The following is an 18,732-nucleotide window of genomic DNA, read 5'->3' on the forward strand; positions in this document are numbered from 1 at the left end:
TCGTTAACAATTATTCTAATAGATCTTATCACACCCATTTAAATGGTTCTCCGGATGCAATGTGCGTTATCTTCATGCCGGGCAGCTTAGGTTGCAGCCATTCTACAAAATACTCCATACCGGGTTCTTCGCTGTAAGAATGGCCAAGTACAATAAGTGCCATCTTACGGCCCTGCAGGTTACCGTCGCGGAAGTATTCGGCAGTTTCCCATTCAGACACTTCGCCCACCACCAACACATCCGGCTGATCAGCTACGGCAACGGTCATTTGCATCAGTCCTCCGGCGGCTCCCGGAATAAGGGTGACGCGGCGGCACTGTTGGTTAAGATCGCCTACCACGCGCAGGTGCGGTATATTCAACGTCTGCTTTAAATGCTGCACCATTTGCTGCAAGGTTGCATCAGGCAGAGTAATGGTATATTTATCAGTTGGTTTATAGTATTGCAGCCAGTTGGTCTTTTTCAGGAAACCGTAGCCAACTACATCCGGCTTAATGCTATGAATGTAATCGTGACAGCGCCAAACGGTTATGTTGTGCTTCGCGAGCAGCTCTGCTTTTTGTTTTACCACCGGGTTGTTCGGAACCATTTCCTTATTGTCGATATGATTATAAAAGGTTGGTTCGTGCGCAATAATAAAGTTGGCTCCAAGCCTAACTGCCTGTTCTATAACAGCTGTGGTAGCAAACATGGTGATTACAATGCCGGTAACAACCGCATCAGCGCTACCGCTCTTTAGGGTATCAACGGTATTAATAATCGGCGTTAGCTTACCTTCTTTTAACACCATATCTATAATCTGCTGTACGGTTTTGGCACTTTGTGCCTTAACGTGCGTATTTTTATCAGATGCAAAGGATGATGTAACCCCTGCAATGGCCAGCCCGCCTGCTGCGGTGAGCGTATTGTTCACAAATTTCCTGCGGTTCATTGTTATTGATATGTAGATAACTTAAAGCTATGAATAATTGCGGAGTGATGGTGCATTATCCACGTATAGGCATAAAAAAAGCTGCTTGTTAAGAGCAGCTTAATAGTTTTATTTTTGGCCACCACTTGGCGGCGGAGTTGCAGGCGTACCACCTTGCCCGCCCGCAGGAGCAGGGCCGCCCGGACCGCCGGGGCGGGGACCTCGGTTAGCTGATGCTTTTACTACCTCCGGGTGAGAGTTACCACGGTGACATGAATTGCAGTTAATACCGGTTTCGGCCATCATGCCTGTGCTGTCCTTTTTAGCTTCAAAATATTTTTTATTAATAGCAGCAGTCATCTTGAACATGTGGCGCGCCATCTCTTTTTCTGGCTTGGCGTCATTGGCCCAGTCCATTTTCTTCGTTTCCTCATTCCGTACATGGCAAAAGTTGCAGCGTGCGCCCAGGGCGTGTTCCCATTCTTCCATAATGTCGTGCAGTTGCTTGTCGCTAATGTTTTTAGGAAGTACCTTCAGGTTAGTAAATTTAGGTTTTTCTTCCTGTTGCTGTTGTTTAGCCGGCGACATGGCCATAAAAACTACGGCAGACAACAGGCTGGCGGTAGCTATTAATTTTTTGTTGATCGTCATAAATGAGGGGCGTATTGAGCTACTAAAATAAACAATGTTTTTAGTTTGTAACGGAAAAGTCAAATTAATGGTGTTCCAACACGAAAATGTTACACTGCTAAATAAATGGTTCTATCATTTCCGTGCTTAACTCCCATAAAGTTTGACGTGCTTTTTCGTCCGCTGCGGTGGCCGATGTTGCTGCAACTTCCTGCTTTTTAAAATACTTACCGCTTTTCGCATCTATCCGTTGCGCGGTAGCCAGAAAGATAGTTGTCTTGGCGCCTTCTTCTGCTGTGATCATAAACGGACTTGCCAGCCACATCAGCGTTTTGTTAAATCCGGTAAGTCCAGCCCCAAACTCCGTGCTTACCACGCCAGGGTGCAGTGCAAATGAAGATATTCCCTTTAGGCCAAATTTGGTAGCCAACGACCGCGTGAAGTAGATGTTAAACAGCTTTGCCATTCCGTACGCCTTCATGGCGGAGTAGGGTGTGTGCTCCCAATTAAGGTCATTAAAGCGTGGCTTGCCCAGGCGGTGCCCCTCACTGCTTACGTTTATAATACGTGCTTGTCCGCGTTCTAACCGCTGCATCAAAGCATTCGTTAGCAGAAAATGCCCTAAATGATTTACAGCAAAGGTCATTTCGAAACCATCCTTGGTAATTTCCCTTTGCGCAAAAATCCCGCCGGCATTGTTGATGAGCACGTTTATGGCCATCAAGCTATTGCGGAGGGTGTCTGCCGCGGTACGTACGCTTTCCATGTCAGAAAGGTCACAATGCACTATGTATACGCTATTATTCTTACTGTAGGTGATAATCTGCTGCCTTACTTGCTCGCCTTTCTCCATATTCCGCACCAGCAGGTAAACGGCGTGTCCTTTTTTGGCGAGGGCCAAAGCTGTTTCTTTACCTATCCCGGATGTGCCCCCGGTAATTACTGTAGTAGTAAAGGCCATGATGTTAACAGTTTAAGAATTGGTGACTCAAAACTAACATTTTATAAACGTACAGCAAATCAGAGCTACTATATTTCAGATATATAATGCCTGATTGACAAAGTCTTTAGTAAGGACGCTTACAAGTTCTGCGCTATAACGAAGCCGCTGGCCCATGCCCACTGGAAATTGTAACCACCCAACCATCCGGTAACATCAACGCACTCACCACCAAAGAATAAGCCCGGTACTTTTTTGCTTTCGAGGGTTTTGGAGGATAGCTCGTCGGTATCTACGCCGCCCGTCATTACTTCGGCTTTGTCGTAACCTTTGGTGCCGGCCGGCTTAACTTTAAACTCGTGTATCAGAGTTTGCAGGGCATCCAGTTCGGCGTTGGTGAGGGAAGCCAGGTTCTTTTCTGCGGGCAAATAATCGCTGAGTGCTTCGGCAAATTTGCGCGTAAACAGCCCTGAGAGGTACGCCAACAGCATTTTTTTACCATTCTGTACGCGTTCCGCAGCAATCAGTTCTGCAATGCTTTGGCCGGGCAGCAGGTCTATAAAAATAGATTCGCCTGGTTTCCAGTAAGAGGATATCTGCAGTATTGCAGGCCCGCTCAATCCCCAGTGGGTGAAAAGTATATTTTCCTCAAAGCTGGCATGGTCGTTCCATACACGGCTAAATATACTATTGCCAGACAGCTTTTCATACCATGGTTGATCTTTACCCGTAATGGTAAGCGGTACCAGTGCGGGTGACGTAGCAGTAACTTTCATTCCGAAACCACGCGCAACACGCATTCCCAGGTCCGTAGCACCCAACTTCTGTATAGGTAAGCCGCCCGACGCAACTACCACTTTGGCCGCAAAAATCTTCTCCTCGGTATTGTATTGTTTATAGCTAATGCTAAAGCCTCCATCCTGCTGCTCCAGTTTGACTACCTCTGTATTGTACCATATCTCCTGGCCAAGATCGGCGCAAAGGGAAGTAAATACATTTACAACATCTCTGGCCTTATTACTTACCGGGAACAGTTGCCCCAGTGTTTTCTCTTTACCTTCAATTCCGTAAGCCTCAAAAAAACTTATCGAATCATCCACCGTCCATTGCGCCAGTGCCGACCGGCAAAAGTGCCCGTTTTGCGAGAGGAATTGTTTGTAAGAGGTATGCAGGTTGGTATAGTTGCACCGCCCGCCCCCGCTGATGAGGATCTTAGCGCCCGCGCGGTCGTTCTTTTCCAGTATCAAAACACTTTTGCCTAAAAAGCCGGCCTGTACTGCGCACATGAGTCCGCAGGCACCGGCGCCTATAATTATCGCATCAAAGTGGGTTTGTTTTGTTAAATTTGCCGTCATGAATGATGTTTCGCAAATATCAGAATTTGGAAAGACTTTGATCTTTTTAATTACGGGCGCTATTTTCATAGGCCTGCTGTTTTTTGTGAACCGCCTTTTGGCTCCGCGCAACCCCAATACCGAGAAACTTACCTCCTACGAATGCGGCGAAGACCCCGTTGGCGATGCATGGATACCCTTCAACTCCCGCTTTTATGTAGTGGCCCTGGTGTTCCTGTTGTTTGATGTGGAGATGGTGTTCGTTTTCCCTTGGGCTACTGTTTTTGCCGATAAACAAATCATTGCAGCTGACTCACGCTGGGGATGGGTATCCCTTATAGAAATGTTTGTGTTCCTGGGTATACTGATACTTGGCCTGGCTTATGTTTGGGTGAAAGGCGACCTGGACTGGATCAAACCAACCCAGGCCATCCCCAGGACGGACACCAACATACCCGTATCTTTATACGAAAAACTTAACATGGAGCAAAGCAGTTACAAGCTCCGCACATTTGCTGCAGATATTGCAGAAATTGTCGTTACTACTGCTGTTGACAGGCATGCTGCTGCAGCTACAGGAGATGCACCTGCGCGCAAACCAATGTTTAAACCCAACTTTAAAAAACCCGGTAATGACGCCTGATCTGACTAATGAAAGCGGTGGCATTGTGGTCACCAAAATGAACGACCTGCTTAATTGGGCAAGGCTCTCATCGCTGTGGCCGCTTAGCTTTGGCATTGCTTGCTGCGCTATAGAAATGATGGGCAGTATGGCGTCTACCTATGACCTGGACCGCTTTGGCGTGTTCCCCCGCCCTTCTGCACGCCAATCGGATGTGATCATTATATCGGGTACGGTTACCTTCAAAATGGCCGAACGCATCAAACGCTTGTACGAGCAAATGCCCGACCCCAAATACGTTATCTCTATGGGGTCATGTTCTAACTGCGGCGGCCCGTATTGGCAACACGGTTATCATGTGGTAAAAGGTGTAGACCGCGTGATACCTGTAGATGTTTATGTACAAGGCTGCCCGCCCCGCCCCGAAGCACTTATTGGTGCTATATTGGAGTTACAAAAGAAAATAGAGACAGAAAGCCTGGTAGGATAGTGATCGCTGCTTTTTCTTTGATGTTTTCACTCCTGTTACGGAAATCACATAATTCCGTCCTCATGTAATTTCGCCCTTTCGCCAGAATAATTACATTTGTTTCTATGCAAAAAATTCTGGTTGCTAATCGCGGTGAGATAGCCCTGAGGGTAATGCGCTCTGCGCGCGAAATGGGTATAAAAACGGTGGCAGTGTATTCTGCTGCTGACCGCAACGCCCTGCATGTACGCTATGCAGACGAAGCGGTTTACATTGGCGAAGCGCCGTCTAACCAATCTTACCTAGTTGGCGAAAAAATAATTGCTGCCTGTAAAGCTACCAGCGCGGAAGCTATACACCCTGGTTACGGTTTTTTAAGCGAGAACGCTGCATTTGCGCGCGCAGTAAGAGATGCAGGATTGATACTTATAGGCCCTTCTCCGGAAGCGATGGAGGTAATGGGTAATAAGCTATCTGCCAAAGCAGCAGCCTTAAAGTATAACATACCAATGGTGCCCGGTACCGAAGAGGCCATAACCGATATTGCTGAAGCCAAAAAGCGCGCAACAGAAGTTGGCTTTCCCATATTAATTAAAGCTGCGGCAGGCGGCGGTGGCAAGGGCATGCGCATAGTGAACAATGCAGATGTTTTTGAAGAGCAGATGAACCTTGCCGTGTCCGAAGCTACTTCGGCCTTTGGTGATGGGTCGGTATTTATAGAACGATACGTTTCCTCCCCACGACACATAGAGATACAGGTAATGGGCGACACCCACGGCAATATTGTTTACCTATTTGAGCGGGACTGCTCGGTGCAGCGCCGCCATCAAAAGGTGGTGGAAGAAGCGCCGTCGGCCATCCTCACCCCTGCCATTCGCGAAGAAATGGGGAGGTGCGCGGTGAATGTCGCACGGTCTGTAAACTACACTGGTGCCGGTACCGTGGAGTTTATCATGGATGAGCAGCTCAACTTTTATTTCCTGGAGATGAATACACGGCTTCAGGTAGAGCACCCCGTTACAGAACTGATAACCGGCATTGATCTGGTAAAAGAACAAATTAAAGTAGCACGCGGCGAAGCATTAAGCTTTACCCAGGAGGACCTTAAGATAAGCGGCCATGCCATGGAGTTGCGTGTTTACGCCGAAGACCCCTCCAATAACTTTTTGCCGGGCACGGGCACACTACAGGTATATGAAACACCAAAGAGTCTTGGCATACGTGTAGACGACTGCTATGAGCAGGGCATGGAAATACCAATTTACTATGACCCGATGATAGCGAAGCTAATCACCTACGGGAAAGACCGCGAAGAAGCCATTTCACGCATGATTCGCGCTATTGACGAATACCGCATCACCGGCATACCTACTACTCTTGCTTTTGGCAAATTTGTAATGCAGCATGAGGCATTTACCAGCGGGAATTTCGACACACATTTTATTGAAAAGCATTTTACCCCCGAACTGCTGCAGGATGACAACGAAGAGGAAGCTTTAATAGCGGCCTTGGTGATGGACAAACTTATGCAGGCTCTTGCAACCAATACCGCTCATTCTATCGAAGTTCAATCATCTAACTGGGTAAAGAACAGGAGAAATTAAGCGGCGGTTTGTCTGCTAACTTCTTAAGCTTTTTTATAAAAACCGGCAATAATTACAACAGAAAAAAAGCCAGGCTAAAACAATAGCAATAATTGCGTTGCCGCCTGCCAACAATAAAGTTATTGCTACCTTTGCGGCACTGTAACATGAAGTTTATATACCAAACCTGGTGGAAGGTACTGGCCGTTGTGCTGGTATTTTATACGCTTATTGCCGGACTTCTTTTAAGGGTGCCGCGGCTGGACATTTTGCACGAGACCATTCGTAACCTTTACTTCCACGTACCTATGTGGATGGCTATGCTAACGGTATTTGTGATATCGGTATTCTTTAGCATACTATACCTGCGAACCGGGAAAGAAGAGCATGATCTTGCTGCTGTAGAGTGCGTAAACACAGGCATGATCTTTTACGGGCTGGGCCTGCTTACCGGCATGCTTTGGGCCAAGTATACCTGGGGCGAGTTTTGGAGCAACGACCCTAAGCAAAACAGCGCAGCCATTGCTTTTTTACTATACTGTGCCTACTTGGTGCTGCGCAACTCTATAGATGAGGAGCAAAAGCGCGCTAAGATATCAGCCATTTACAACATCTTCGCCTTCCCTATCATGATTGTGTTGTTGTTTGTGCTGCCACGCATGACCGACTCTCTGCATCCTGGCGGCAGCGGAGGCAACCCCGGCTTTAACAAGTACGACCTGGACAGCCAGATGCGCGTTGTACTTTATCCGGCTTTTATTGGCTGGAGCCTGCTTAGCCTGTGGATAGCAACTATACGTTACCGCATCCGTTTAATAGAATACAAAAAGAACACCATAGATTAACATGAAGAAGCTTGTTGTTTTAGCCATTATGCTGCTTTGCTTTAGCGGCGTTTACGCCCAGGCCGCGCACAATGTTGAGATGGCCGATGTGCTGCGCGGCTCGGGTAAAATATATGTTGTGGTAACCACCATAGCCATTGTGTTTGTAGGGCTGGCCATTTACCTGTTCAGCATTGACCGCCGCCTGACAAAAATAGAGAAGGAAGATTAAACCAATACCCCTTTTTATCTGTTTAAACCACGTACTTGTCCAACTTTACACTTTAAACAGATTTCTACTCCTTAAAATTTGCATTATTGGCAAAAAAAGCATCAACTTTGAGCACTTTTTTGAGGATATAATTATTTACCCAATACTAAATTATGAACATTAACAATCCTACTGCAAATCAGGATACACACTTCTTTGGTGATGTGTGTAAAAACTTTGATCATGCAGCACAATTTACCAAGCACGATTCCGGTTTGCTCGATCAGATCAAATCATGTAATAGCGTTTACCGTTTCCGTTTCCCTATACGTAAAGGCAATGGCTTTGAAGTAATAGACGCCTGGCGCGTAGAACATTCTCATCACCAGTCGCCAACAAAGGGCGGTATCCGCTACAGCGAAATGGTTAACGAGGATGAAGTAATGGCCCTTGCCGCGCTCATGACCTATAAGTGTGCTATTGTTAACGTACCGTTTGGCGGTGCTAAAGGCGGCATCAAAATAAATCCAAAGAACTATACTGTTGGCGAACTGGAAAACATTACCCGCCGTTATACCGTAGAGTTGATCAAGAAAAACTTTATTGGCCCTAGCATAGACGTACCTGCACCTGATTATGGTTCGGGCGAGCGTGAAATGAGCTGGATTGCCGATACCTACGCGACCATGAACCCAGGCCAGCTGGATGCGCTTGGTGCCGTTACAGGTAAGCCAATAGCCCTGCACGGTATCGCGGGACGACGCGAAGCTACCGGCCGTGGTGTGGCAATTGCTGTACGCGAATGCGTTGGCGTAGCCGAAGACATGCAGAAGATAGGCCTGACCAGTGGGCTTAGTGGAAAGAAAGTTATTGTACAGGGACTTGGTAATGTGGGCTACTACTCGGCTAAATTTCTTTCAGAATTTGGCGCGTTGATAGTTGGTATTTGCGAGTTCGAGGGAGCTGTTTATAACGAAGACGGTCTGGATGTTGAAGCAGTGTTCCAGCACCGTAAGACTACCGGCTCTGTTTTAGGATATGCAGGCACTAAACAGGAATTTAAAAATACTATGGACGGCCTGGAACAGCCTTGCGATATATTAGTACCTGCCGCGCTGGAAAACCAGATAACTGTCGAGAACATCCGTAACATTAAAGCAAAAATTATTGCTGAAGGTGCTAACGGGCCAACTTCGCCTGAGGCAGAAGCCATATTTTATCAAAACGGTGGCATGATCATCCCGGATATGTATGCCAACGCAGGTGGTGTTACAGTTTCTTATTTCGAATGGTTAAAAAACCTTTCGCACGTTGCATTTGGCCGTATTAACCGCCGCTTTGAAGAGAATTCTAACCTTAACCTGGTGAACATGGTAGAAGGCATCACTGGTGTTGCCCTTACCCCTATCCAACGATCTACCATTATTAAAGGTGCGTCGGAACTGGAGCTGGTAAATTCGGGTTTAGAAGACACCATGATCCGCTCTTACCATGAGATCCGCGAGATATACAAAAACAACCCTAAGGTAGAGACCCTGCGTAATGCAGCCATGGTGGGCGCTATCAACAAAATAGCGGTATCCTACATGAACCTTGGTGTATGGCCGTGATCGCGTGGTGAAAATCGGAAACTAACGATAATTTTTATCAGAATAAAGAAAGCGCCTACGGGCGCTTTTCTTGTTTAAAGCTGTAGTAAATTTTAGTAAAAATTTCTTCTAAAGTCTATTCAGACTATATCTCCTTAACATTCCTTATTTAATGTTAACGTATGTTAACGAACAGCCCTGGTTGCTTTTGAGGGAATTACCTTTACCTTAAGCAACTATAAAATGAAAAAGAAACTAACCTTTGTTCTGTTCTTAACAACCTTATTACTTATCGGCATAATAGCGCTGCAAGCCTACTGGAGTTTTAGCGCGTATAAACTCAATAAAGAGAAATTTGATGGCGACATTAACCTTGCCATGCAGCGTGCGCTGGACAGCTGCAAAAAAGATTATTTCGATTCAATACGGGTGATAATGGTAAAGCGACTTTCCGATACGGGCACAAAAATAAAACTCGACACTATCCGCACTCAAGATACTGTTCATACACCTTTAGCTATCACAATATCCAACCCGTATACTGGTATGGGGCAACCTTTCCAAACTACTATACCAACGTTCGACTGGTATCGTAATAAGATAGCACATCAGGCTACCATACCGGAGTTAATTACCGAAATGTCTTTTTATGTACCCGCGTTGATGGACGACATACAATTAATAATGAGCATGGAGGATATTATGTCACACCAGGGCGAACCGAGTGCTTTTTTACAGGCACACACCAACGAACCCCGGGACAGCGTTATGGCACATAACAAGATAATCCAAAGCGGTACCTTTGCTATGCCGGCTAACTATCGCAAAGCAGACAGTATAAGACTTTATCACTATTACGACAAAGAGCTACATAAGATGCACCGCTATGCAGATTTCAGCCTCAAGTTTTCCGATATAACTATTCCTGCTGACGACTTTGACCCTCATCATGTAAAACAGCTACGCTACAGCGAAACTGACGAGTTCACTTATAAATACCATGGCTTTCTGTTCCTGCAGCACACGGATAAGGGACAGCTGTTCGTACGCGCCGTGTTCGACCGTGCACAGGTAGGCCTGCTAAAAGAGATGATACTGGCGCTGGGAGCATCAGGTATAATTATTATTTTTACTATTGTTTGTCTGTCATACATAATCCGCACGCTTATTCAACAACGTAAACTGGCCGAACTAAAGGACGACTTTGTTAACAACATGACCCATGAACTAAAAACGCCTATTGCAACCATCACCGTTGCCCTTGAAGGTTTGCAGAAGTTTGACGGCCTGAATGATGCCGAAAAAACTCGGCGATATCTGCAAACCTCACGTAACGAACTGCAACGGCTGGACCAGCTCGTAAGCAAAGTGCTTAACGTGGCTGCCTTTGAAAACAAACAGATTACCATAAACAAAGAGTTTATTGCTGTAGATGAGCTGATATCGCAACTGATTGAAGAAGAGAAGCAAAAAACAGATAAGCAGATAGAGATCAGTTACACCAATGCAGACAGCATAAAGGAAATACCCGCCGACCGGGTGCATTTCAGGAATGTAATATTTAATTTAATAGATAATGCAATTAAATACTCTACAGAACCTGTCATCATCAGCATCAGTTTGAAAAAAGAAGGTACTTACGCCGTTTTTACCGTGCGTGACAACGGCAGCGGTATACCCGCAGGCCACCTGAACCGTATATTTGATAAGTTTCATCGTGTGCTGTCAGGCAGTGTACATAACGTTAAAGGCACAGGATTAGGACTGAGCTATGTAAAATATATAGTTGAAGCACATGGCGGCCACATCAGCGTACAAAGCGAAGTAAACAAGGGCAGCCAGTTCACAGTTACCATCCCCCTCAAACATGGATAAGATACGGGTACTGCTTGCTGAGGACGAACTATCGTTGGCGCACATTGTCCGCGAAAGCCTCGAGCATTCTGGTTTTGCCGTAACACTGTGCGGCAACGGGGAGCAGGCGCTACAAAAATATCGGGAGTCTGCTCCCGATATTTTGGCGCTTGATGTAATGATGCCCAGGATAGACGGATTTGAAGTGGCCCGCCGGATCCGCGAAACGGACAAACGCACACCCATTATCTTCCTTACCGCACGTTCTCAGCCAAAAAACGTGGTAGCCGGTTTTGAACTAGGCGCAAATGATTATTTGAAAAAGCCTTTTAGTGTAGAAGAACTCATTGTACGAATAAGAGTATTGCTAAGCGAAGGCCGGCTGCTTAAGCCCACTCCTGCATTGAAACCAGTAAGCCAACGCTATCAATTAGGCAACATCAGCTTTAACCCTGCCCGCAACAGCCTGCAGTTGGGTATCAGCACGTGGCAGCTTACCGCCAGAGAAAGTGATATACTGGCCTTGCTTTGTAAAGAGCAGCACCAGGTTATCCCCCGCTCTAAATTGCTGAACGAAATATGGGGTGACAATAGCTTTTTTAACGCCCGCAGCCTGGATGTTTTCATTACCAAGCTGCGCCGGCACCTGCAGGTGGACCCTGATATCCAGATCATAAACATCCGAGGTGTAGGATATAAGTTGGTTTGGTAACTTATTCTCCGAGAAATTTAGTTAAAAACCGTTAAATAATTTGGATATTTACGAAACAGTCGTAGATTTACGAAATAGTCGTAGTATGATGGAAAAATTATCACAACAGGAAGAGGAAGCAATGCAGGTTGTTTGGCAGGCAGGATCGGGTTTTATAAGGGAGTACCTTGATAAATTTGGCGAACCTAAGCCGCCTTACACCACCCTTGCATCCACCATAAAAAACCTGGAGAACAAAGGTTTTTTAATCAGCGAAAAGTTCGGCAACTCTTACCGGTACACCCCTGCCATTAAGGAGGAGGAATACAAAAAAAGGTTCATGAGCGGCTTTGTGAGCGATTACTTTAAAAACTCTTATAAAGACCTGGTAACCTTTTTTGCCAATGAGAAAAAGATAAGCGCTACTGACCTGAAAGAGATCATCAAACTGATTGAAAAACCTTAACTAATACCCACTATGCCAGCCTTATTTATCTTTTTATTTAAAGTAAACGTAGCATTGCTTGTATTTTGCGCAGGTTATTACCTGGTGCTTAGGCACCTTACGTTCTACACACTTAACCGGGCTTATCTGATTACCGCTATTGCGTTTGCTACCATTTACCCTAAAATAGACCTTACTGCATTTGCAGAACGGCACGAGAATATTGCCGTGCCGGTACAAACCATCATTCTGAAATGGCAGGCGCCCGCGGCCAAACTAATTACACCTCTCGCCCATCCCGATTACTGGCAATGGGCCACTCTGCTGTTTTGGACAGGCGTAGCATTGCTTACAGTGCGGTTTGCCGTGCAGCTGGTATCATTGATAAAATTGCACCGCAATTCACACGCTGCAAATATAATGAACCACGAGGTACGTTTAATGAGCGGCGATGCAGCCCCGTTTTCATTCTGGCGAAGTATATATGTAAACCCTGCTAATCATACCCCGGCAGACCTCAAATCCATCCTCTTACATGAGCAGGTGCATGTGAATGGCTGGCACACGCTGGATATTTTGCTGGCGGAGCTCAGCAGCATCTTCTACTGGTTTAATCCTGGTGTATGGCTGATGAAAAAAGCCGTTCGCGAAAACATCGAGTTTATTACCGACCGCAAGATCCTGAACAAAGGCGTTGATACCAGAGCGTACCAGTACAGCCTGGTAAATGTGAGCTTTAACACAACTACCCCGGGGATTGTAAACCACTTTAATATATCAACCATCAAAAAACGTATAATTATGATGAACACTAAAAGATCTTCGAAGGTAAACCTCACCCGTTATGCATTCATACTTCCGGCCATAGCGCTTTTAATGGTATTCAGCTTTTCAAAAGCTGCTATTGTAAAAACAAGCCGTAAAGCAGTTAAAGACATAACTTACAAGCTAAAAGCTGATATAAAAGAAGTTATTCCGCAGGAACTGGTGGCGGGTGTAACGTTTGATAAGGCCACAAACACTTCAAATAAAATTGCACCTACAAACACGAATAAAAACGCTGTAGGTGTACTTATTGCCAGTAAAAGAGATGATCTGCTGCCAGCATTAGCAAGCCCGGTAAACCTGCAGTTAGGAAGGGCAGATACCAATTCCAAATCTCTTTTCTTTGCTACAACCCTTTTGAAAAAAGGTGACACACTTACTTACATTCTTAACGGAAAAAAAATAAGTGCTGCCGAGTTCAACAAAACAGACCCGGAAAAGATCATTTCTATAAACATTACAGATGCAGCTTCTGCTAAACGCATGCTTAACGACTACCCATCTTTAGGGTTAAAAGATGAAGGAAAAGTTCTCTTCGTAACGACAAAAGACTCGCCGGAAGGTAAAAAGATTACTGATCTGCTCGGCACAAAGCGCCAGATTACCCATATTACGGTGAACAGAAATGGCGATATACTTACTCAAGACTTTAAACAAATTCCGGCCGATACTTTCGTAACTATTACTGGCTCCCTATCTCCGTTAGCTTCAACAGTTTACAGGAGCAGCAAAGAGCCGGGTGACGTTATCGTTAGAGGTTATGGCAGCAAAAAAGGAGCACTTGCATCAACCGGTGATAACCTAGTGTACAAAGAAGTAGTGGTTAGTGGTAAGCCGTCAAAAGCTTTGACGTATTCTTCGGTAGGTGCACCAGCTGCCGTAAAAGTTTACACTACAAGGCCAAGAGCAGATTTAGCAGAGGTAAGAAGCATTAACCGTAGCCTTACGTTTACAACAGGAAGCGTTAACCGTATATCCGATAAGCTTATTGTAATTGATGGCAAGGAAGCGTCTGAGAACGATCTAAAAAAACTTACTGCTTTCGACATTGACAGGATGAACGTATCGTCTGATGCTGATACTGTAAAAAAGTACGGTGAAAAGGCGAAATATGGTGTGGTTTACATTTATACAAAAAAAGGCAGCAAAAAATAAGCACCAGTTATAGTTAATAAATGTTAAGCCGGGCGAAGCGATTTTGCCCGGCTTCTCTGTTTTATTTTTGATGCTGATTGTATGTTAAATTATTCAGTTAAGAAAACTTCTAACCATTTTAGGATTCAGGTAATATCCTGGTTGCAAAACGATCTATTAGCAACTTGGCAAAAAAACTCCTTGAATAAGTTGGTTTTCAAGTATTTACTTTTACTTGGTTTAACATTTAAATAATTAACTACGTTAATACGAGATTCATCACGATAAAACACCTACTTGGCAGGGATTTTGATTATTAGTTAATAAGCATAACTAATTACTAATACGAATATGTCAATTGTAGCCCATCAACAAACCGCAGACGTACAGCTTAAAGTTGTTACAGTAAATAAAGGCCAGGCCGAAAAAACAAGCACCGGCACTGCGTCATCAAAAATATTTACTATTTCGTTCAGCTATCTTAAGAAAGCATACCGCACTAAAGTAATGAAAGTGATTTATGCTAATAAAGAGCCCATGTACAAAGTGGTGTTGCCATGTATAGGTGAGACTGAAAATTGCATGTACTGGCTTCAACGCGAGAATAATGAGTGGACAGTTGCCCTTGGCGATACCGCTGTAGATAATAAAGTATTTAAGGCAGTTACAACTGCTATTGAGTGCATGGAATAACGGCGCCGTTATCCTTTCTAAAATATATTAAAAGAGCCCCGGTAAACCGGGGCTCTTTTTAGTAAATAAAAAACTCTACCATCTTTATATTTCTGGCCAACCAAGCGACGATTGCCTATCCTTTTACATCAGGCAAGCTTTTTCCGCAACCATCTTCGAACAGGCTCATCATACCATTTCAATGCGGCGTATGCTAAACAAATCGCGCCGACTAAAATAAGCAAGGCATAGGGCCACGCCTGCACAATGGTTGTACCTTTATGGTTGCTGATCCAGGCTACATAAAAATAAACCAGCGGGTAATGTACCATGTAAAGCGGGTAAGATATATCTCCCAGGAATTTGCATGTTCTGCTCTCCCCCTCGGTGTGCATCACACCGCCAGCACCTATGTATACTATTAAAGGGAATATTATTATGATGCAAACAGATTCATATATACCATTCATCCAAAGATGCGTGGCGCCACCTATACGAGGCATGTAAAGCACAACGGCTATTAACAAGCTGCACCATAAAAATGCATTTTTGATTTGGATAGGCTTAGCCACTCGGAAAAGCAATAATCCGGCAAAGAAAGGGTACATTGTACGTGTAAACCCAATACGCACCTGTTCTACATTCAGCGTCCAGCCGCCGCTAACATCCCCGTTTGTAATTGCGAGGTGAGCCAGTGCAATGGCTGCAATGGCAACCAGCACACCTAATACTACTTTGGAAAATTTTTTGATCCAGATGGCATAAAGAATGTTGGCTATGTACTCGAAGAACAACGACCATCCTACGCTGTTTAAAGGGTGCATTTCTTCCCAGCCACGTATGTCAAGCGACAACGGTACCGGCAGGATAGTATACCCAATTAGCATTACCAGCAACATCTTCCACACCGGAATGGTATGAATGAGTGGCCAAAGTGTAGAGTCTGTAAAGTAGAACCCAATTGCACCGAGTGTCATTCCCAACACTACCATGGGCTGCAGGCGTTCTACCCGATGCCTGAAAAAGCCGGTGATCGTCATTTTATTCCAGCGATCGTCATAGGCATAGCCCATTACAAAACCTGATAATAAGAAGAAAAAGTCGACAGCCAGGTAACCGTGGTTTACCAGTATATCGAGGTGCCCGTTTCCTAACGGCTCAGTCAGGTGAAATGTTACTACTATAATGGCAGCAATACCGCGTAAACCATCTAATATAGTATAGTGCGGCTTACTGGCCAGTTCATGATTGTTCATCAAAAAGTTGAATAATTGGGATAGATCACCGCCGCAAATTATAAAAAACTGTTTATTAGCCGCGCCTGAGCGGTAAAACTGATATTAATAACTTGTAGTATTAAGATAGTCAATAGGTTTAATTCAAACTATAACATTATACATCAATAAAAGACCCGGTAACTCGGAAGTTATCGGGTCTTTTGAAATTTTTTTTGCTATGGACAATGTCCACTATATTTACACCGTTGCGTCGGGATTGCTATCCTGTACGTCGTAAATCGAACGTTCTTTTTTGAATATTGCTGCTCCTATTAGGGAAATGATACAGCCGAAAATAAGCGAACCAAGCGCTGTAGCGATCATGCCGAACAACGGACCCCATTTTTTGCCGATCTCCAAAGCTTTGTCTATTTGATCTTGGCTCATGCCTTTATCTGCCATAACCTGCTGTTGCTGTTCCAGCGAATGCGCCAGCATACCGGGACTCAAAACCGCTAGGTATAAATAAACAAATATCGCTAGCAATAACCCTGAGAACAAAGAATATCTAAAACCCGTTGTAAACGCCTGCCCAAAGGTAATGTAACCGCCTAACTGATCTTTAAACTCCTTTTGAGCCAAAAACAAAAACGCTATAAAAGGTATATAGCTGATGTACTTAAGCGGTGACTCCGGGGCTATGTTCAGGAATTCGAACGTGTAAGTAAGCACGATAGATACCAGTACATAGAATAAGGTCCATTTAGTAGCTACCTTGGTTGGGTTAGCGGCAACATTTTCCATTTTTTGTGGGGATAAGGTTTATTTAATTTTATTTAAAGCTAAGTAATATTTCCAACACAGCCATATCAAACGGAGCATTTACAGCATTTTCAGCAACTTCTTTCTTTTCGGCATCTTCAGGATCAGTGTTCTGGAAAAAAGCGATCATCGGGTAGAACAACTCTTTTACTTCCGAATCTTCGGGCAGTGTACCGGCAACCTTTTTTACTTCAGCAAGGGGGCTTTCAATTAATACCTGGTTGGCAATAACCGGTTCATAAATGCGGTGCTCGTCCTGAAATTCATCCTCGTCTACTAACAGGAACTCTTTAAGGTAGTCTTCCAGTTCCGGCTCAATGTCTTCGTCTTCACATTCATTAAGGTACAGCAGCAGGTTCAGCAGTTCAGTACCACGGTCAAGGGTTTGTTCTTCTATCTTCTCCCATTCAGGAGTTTCCAGGTAATCGTCTTCCAGCTTTTTAACATCTTCGCTAAAGAAGTTTACCAACAGCAGGTCAAAGAACACTTCGCGGAGTTCTCCTGCCTTTGGGGTATCGTCGAATATTTTGTCAAGGTCGTCAACCTTGCTCATGAAGGTAGCGTCAGAACTAAAAACCTTTTCTAATTCGGTTTTTAGCGTGGTGGTATCATAGCCATTGTAGGCAGTAAAAGCCTGCAGCGCGCCTGTAATAGCCGAACTTACTTTTGGGTCAGTCATTATTGGTTAGATTTAAAGAGTTGATTATTATTACAGGTTAACAAAACTTTTCCTTTTAAGTTCTGACCGATGAACGGCGAGTTATAGCTCTTGGAACGGTTGAGCTCTCGTGTATACGCCCATTCTGCATTAGGGTCTGTAAGTACCAGATTGGCTGGAGCGCCCTCTTCAATAGCGGGTACCTCAACGTTTAACAACCGGCGTGGGTTAACAGCCAGCTTCTCCACGATAACATCTATCGGTAAGCCCGCTCCAACCGCAAGTGAAAATGCCGTTTGCAAGCCAATGATGCCATACTCGGCCACTTCAAATTCCACATCCTTGTATTCAATTTCGTGAGGGGTGTGCTGGGTAACAATGGCATCAATAGTGCCATCCTTTAAACCGGCTATCAGCGCGTCTACATCATTTTGCGTACGCAAAGGTGGTTTTACTTTGTAAAGGCTGTCAAAGCCGGTTAGGGCTTCATCTGTAAGTACAATATTGTGCGCGGCAACATCGCAGGTCACGCTTAGTCCGCGTTTTTTGGCTTCTCTTATTAACTCTACCGAACGGGCAGTAGATATAGTGGTAAAGTGGATAGCCGTACCCGAATCTTCGGCTAAATAAATGTCGCGGGCAATCATCAGTTCCTCGGCCAGAGAAGGAATACCCTTCATGCCCAGCATGGTGCTTACCACGCCCTCATTCATCTTTGCCTTGCCGGCAATAAAACCATCTTCGGGATATGAAATCACTTTAGCACCAAAACCCTGTACATACAGTAATGCGCGCTCCATCAGTCCTGCATCCTGTACCGGCCGGTCGCCGTCAGTAAAAGCCTTAGCCCCGCTTTTGAACATGTCGTACATTTCCGACAGATCTTTCCCTTCCCGTTTGTGCGATATAGTTCCTAAGGGATAAATATCTACCAGGTTGTTTAAAGCGCGGTTCCGCAGGTACTCTACTTCAGCTTTGGAATGTACCGGCGGGTGACTGTTAGGCATTAATGCGATGCCTGTGAAGCCTCCGGCAGCAGCTGCTGCTGTACCGGTTTGCAGGTCTTCCTTCGTTTCAAGGCCCAATTCGCCAACATTGCAGTTGAGGTCAAAAAAACCGGGCGACAGGTATTTACCAATACCGTCGATAACCTCGGTGTTATCACTCTCATCAATGTCACCAATTTCGCTGATGGTGCCGTTTACGATTAAAATATCGGTAACCTGGTTATGAAAAGGCGATGCGGGATGTACAACGGTGGCAGATTTGATAAGCAAGTTCATTAGCGCTGCTTGTGGTGGG

General features: G+C 44.9%; 19 protein-coding genes. 11 read left to right on the top strand and 8 right to left on the bottom strand.

Annotation, left to right across the window (positions count from 1 at the left end; genetic code table 11):
- Positions 1-28: 28 nt before the first annotated feature.
- The 4 genes from AC59GT_RS10115 to AC59GT_RS10130 all read right to left on the bottom strand — a co-directional run bounded on the left by AC59GT_RS10115 (position 29) and on the right by AC59GT_RS10130 (position 3,835).
- Positions 29-931: a Nif3-like dinuclear metal center hexameric protein gene (locus AC59GT_RS10115; RefSeq protein ID WP_497237531.1), complete on the bottom strand. Its 903-nt coding sequence runs from the start codon at positions 929-931 to the stop codon at positions 29-31.
- Between the two features lie 108 nt (positions 932-1,039).
- Positions 1,040-1,561: a c-type cytochrome gene (locus tag AC59GT_RS10120; RefSeq protein ID WP_497237532.1), complete on the bottom strand. Its 522-nt coding sequence runs from the start codon at positions 1,559-1,561 to the stop codon at positions 1,040-1,042.
- A gap of 97 nt (positions 1,562-1,658) precedes the next feature.
- Positions 1,659-2,501 (bottom strand): SDR family oxidoreductase, encoded by an 843-nt coding sequence (locus AC59GT_RS10125; RefSeq protein ID WP_497237533.1) that lies wholly within the window; start codon positions 2,499-2,501, stop codon positions 1,659-1,661.
- A 119-nt stretch (positions 2,502-2,620) separates the two neighbouring features.
- Positions 2,621-3,835 (bottom strand): BaiN/RdsA family NAD(P)/FAD-dependent oxidoreductase, encoded by a 1,215-nt coding sequence (locus tag AC59GT_RS10130; protein ID WP_497237534.1) that lies wholly within the window; start codon positions 3,833-3,835, stop codon positions 2,621-2,623.
- Here AC59GT_RS10130 and AC59GT_RS10135 point away from each other — a divergent pair.
- From AC59GT_RS10135 to AC59GT_RS10185, 11 genes are all read left to right on the top strand, one after another.
- Positions 3,834-4,457, top strand: coding sequence for an NADH-quinone oxidoreductase subunit A (locus AC59GT_RS10135; protein WP_497237535.1), 624 nt, complete (start codon positions 3,834-3,836; stop codon positions 4,455-4,457). The two genes, AC59GT_RS10130 and AC59GT_RS10135, sit on opposite strands and share 2 nt — an antisense overlap.
- Positions 4,447-4,926 (top strand): NADH-quinone oxidoreductase subunit B, encoded by a 480-nt coding sequence (locus tag AC59GT_RS10140; RefSeq protein ID WP_497237536.1) that lies wholly within the window; start codon positions 4,447-4,449, stop codon positions 4,924-4,926. The genes AC59GT_RS10135 and AC59GT_RS10140 overlap by 11 nt, the downstream gene beginning before the upstream one ends.
- 104 nt (positions 4,927-5,030) lie before the next feature.
- Positions 5,031-6,509, top strand: a complete 1,479-nt coding sequence (gene accC, locus AC59GT_RS10145; protein ID WP_497237537.1) for an acetyl-CoA carboxylase biotin carboxylase subunit — start codon at positions 5,031-5,033, stop codon at positions 6,507-6,509.
- A 122-nt stretch (positions 6,510-6,631) separates the two neighbouring features.
- Positions 6,632-7,333: a cytochrome c biogenesis protein gene (locus tag AC59GT_RS10150; protein ID WP_497237609.1), complete on the top strand. Its 702-nt coding sequence runs from the start codon at positions 6,632-6,634 to the stop codon at positions 7,331-7,333.
- Position 7,334: 1 nt separating this feature from the next.
- Positions 7,335-7,544, top strand: coding sequence for a CcmD family protein (locus AC59GT_RS10155; protein ID WP_497237538.1), 210 nt, complete (start codon positions 7,335-7,337; stop codon positions 7,542-7,544).
- 152 nt (positions 7,545-7,696) lie between these two features.
- Positions 7,697-9,133 carry a Glu/Leu/Phe/Val family dehydrogenase gene (locus AC59GT_RS10160; protein ID WP_497237539.1) on the top strand — a complete coding sequence of 479 codons (1,437 nt, stop codon included), beginning with the start codon at positions 7,697-7,699 and terminating at the stop codon, positions 9,131-9,133.
- A gap of 222 nt (positions 9,134-9,355) precedes the next feature.
- Entirely contained in the window at positions 9,356-10,987 is a 1,632-nt protein-coding gene (locus tag AC59GT_RS10165; protein WP_497237540.1) for a sensor histidine kinase, read from the top strand.
- The gene (locus AC59GT_RS10170) at positions 10,980-11,678 is read left to right on the top strand and encodes a response regulator transcription factor (RefSeq protein WP_497237541.1); all 699 of its coding nucleotides are present in this window, start codon (positions 10,980-10,982) and stop codon (positions 11,676-11,678) included. The genes AC59GT_RS10165 and AC59GT_RS10170 overlap by 8 nt, the downstream gene beginning before the upstream one ends.
- Positions 11,679-11,763: 85 nt before the next feature.
- Positions 11,764-12,123, top strand: coding sequence for a BlaI/MecI/CopY family transcriptional regulator (locus tag AC59GT_RS10175; protein WP_497237542.1), 360 nt, complete (start codon positions 11,764-11,766; stop codon positions 12,121-12,123).
- Between the two features lie 12 nt (positions 12,124-12,135).
- Positions 12,136-14,082: a M56 family metallopeptidase gene (locus AC59GT_RS10180; RefSeq protein ID WP_497237543.1), complete on the top strand. Its 1,947-nt coding sequence runs from the start codon at positions 12,136-12,138 to the stop codon at positions 14,080-14,082.
- Between the two features lie 330 nt (positions 14,083-14,412).
- Positions 14,413-14,754, top strand: coding sequence for a hypothetical protein (locus tag AC59GT_RS10185; RefSeq protein ID WP_497237544.1), 342 nt, complete (start codon positions 14,413-14,415; stop codon positions 14,752-14,754).
- Positions 14,755-14,882: 128 nt separating this feature from the next.
- On the opposite strand, the gene AC59GT_RS10190 is transcribed toward AC59GT_RS10185, so the two are convergent.
- From AC59GT_RS10190 to AC59GT_RS10205, 4 genes are all read right to left on the bottom strand, one after another.
- Complete coding sequence (locus AC59GT_RS10190) at positions 14,883-15,989, bottom strand: acyltransferase family protein (protein WP_497237545.1); 1,107 nt, start codon at positions 15,987-15,989, stop codon at positions 14,883-14,885.
- Positions 15,990-16,208: 219 nt separating this feature from the next.
- Positions 16,209-16,754, bottom strand: a complete 546-nt coding sequence (locus tag AC59GT_RS10195; protein WP_497237546.1) for a DUF4199 domain-containing protein — start codon at positions 16,752-16,754, stop codon at positions 16,209-16,211.
- Between the two features lie 28 nt (positions 16,755-16,782).
- Positions 16,783-17,451: a hypothetical protein gene (locus AC59GT_RS10200; protein ID WP_497237547.1), complete on the bottom strand. Its 669-nt coding sequence runs from the start codon at positions 17,449-17,451 to the stop codon at positions 16,783-16,785.
- Positions 17,451-18,713 (bottom strand): dihydroorotase, encoded by a 1,263-nt coding sequence (locus AC59GT_RS10205; RefSeq protein ID WP_497237548.1) that lies wholly within the window; start codon positions 18,711-18,713, stop codon positions 17,451-17,453. The genes AC59GT_RS10200 and AC59GT_RS10205 overlap by 1 nt, the downstream gene beginning before the upstream one ends.
- Between the last annotated feature and the right edge of the window lie 19 nt (positions 18,714-18,732).

Source organism: Mucilaginibacter sp. 320_HR, assembly GCF_059691875.1.

Excerpts from the sequence above, each read along its gene's own strand:
- accC (WP_497237537.1), top strand. The coding sequence starts at position 5,031 with ATGCAAAAAATTCTGGTTGCTAATCGCGGTGAGATAGCCCTGAGGGTA.
- AC59GT_RS10140 (WP_497237536.1), top strand. The coding sequence starts at position 4,447 with ATGACGCCTGATCTGACTAATGAAAGCGGTGGCATTGTGGTCACCAAA.
- AC59GT_RS10190 (WP_497237545.1), bottom strand. The coding sequence starts at position 15,989 with ATGAACAATCATGAACTGGCCAGTAAGCCGCACTATACTATATTAGAT.
- AC59GT_RS10125 (WP_497237533.1), bottom strand. The coding sequence starts at position 2,501 with ATGGCCTTTACTACTACAGTAATTACCGGGGGCACATCCGGGATAGGT.
- AC59GT_RS10195 (WP_497237546.1), bottom strand. The coding sequence starts at position 16,754 with ATGGAAAATGTTGCCGCTAACCCAACCAAGGTAGCTACTAAATGGACC.
- AC59GT_RS10205 (WP_497237548.1), bottom strand. The coding sequence starts at position 18,713 with ATGAACTTGCTTATCAAATCTGCCACCGTTGTACATCCCGCATCGCCT.
- AC59GT_RS10170 (WP_497237541.1), top strand. The coding sequence starts at position 10,980 with ATGGATAAGATACGGGTACTGCTTGCTGAGGACGAACTATCGTTGGCG.
- AC59GT_RS10185 (WP_497237544.1), top strand. The coding sequence starts at position 14,413 with ATGTCAATTGTAGCCCATCAACAAACCGCAGACGTACAGCTTAAAGTT.
- AC59GT_RS10135 (WP_497237535.1), top strand. The coding sequence starts at position 3,834 with ATGAATGATGTTTCGCAAATATCAGAATTTGGAAAGACTTTGATCTTT.
- AC59GT_RS10120 (WP_497237532.1), bottom strand. The coding sequence starts at position 1,561 with ATGACGATCAACAAAAAATTAATAGCTACCGCCAGCCTGTTGTCTGCC.
- AC59GT_RS10165 (WP_497237540.1), top strand. The coding sequence starts at position 9,356 with ATGAAAAAGAAACTAACCTTTGTTCTGTTCTTAACAACCTTATTACTT.
- AC59GT_RS10155 (WP_497237538.1), top strand. The coding sequence starts at position 7,335 with ATGAAGAAGCTTGTTGTTTTAGCCATTATGCTGCTTTGCTTTAGCGGC.
- AC59GT_RS10175 (WP_497237542.1), top strand. The coding sequence starts at position 11,764 with ATGATGGAAAAATTATCACAACAGGAAGAGGAAGCAATGCAGGTTGTT.
- AC59GT_RS10160 (WP_497237539.1), top strand. The coding sequence starts at position 7,697 with ATGAACATTAACAATCCTACTGCAAATCAGGATACACACTTCTTTGGT.
- AC59GT_RS10200 (WP_497237547.1), bottom strand. The coding sequence starts at position 17,451 with ATGACTGACCCAAAAGTAAGTTCGGCTATTACAGGCGCGCTGCAGGCT.
- AC59GT_RS10180 (WP_497237543.1), top strand. The coding sequence starts at position 12,136 with ATGCCAGCCTTATTTATCTTTTTATTTAAAGTAAACGTAGCATTGCTT.
- AC59GT_RS10115 (WP_497237531.1), bottom strand. The coding sequence starts at position 931 with ATGAACCGCAGGAAATTTGTGAACAATACGCTCACCGCAGCAGGCGGG.
- AC59GT_RS10130 (WP_497237534.1), bottom strand. The coding sequence starts at position 3,835 with ATGACGGCAAATTTAACAAAACAAACCCACTTTGATGCGATAATTATA.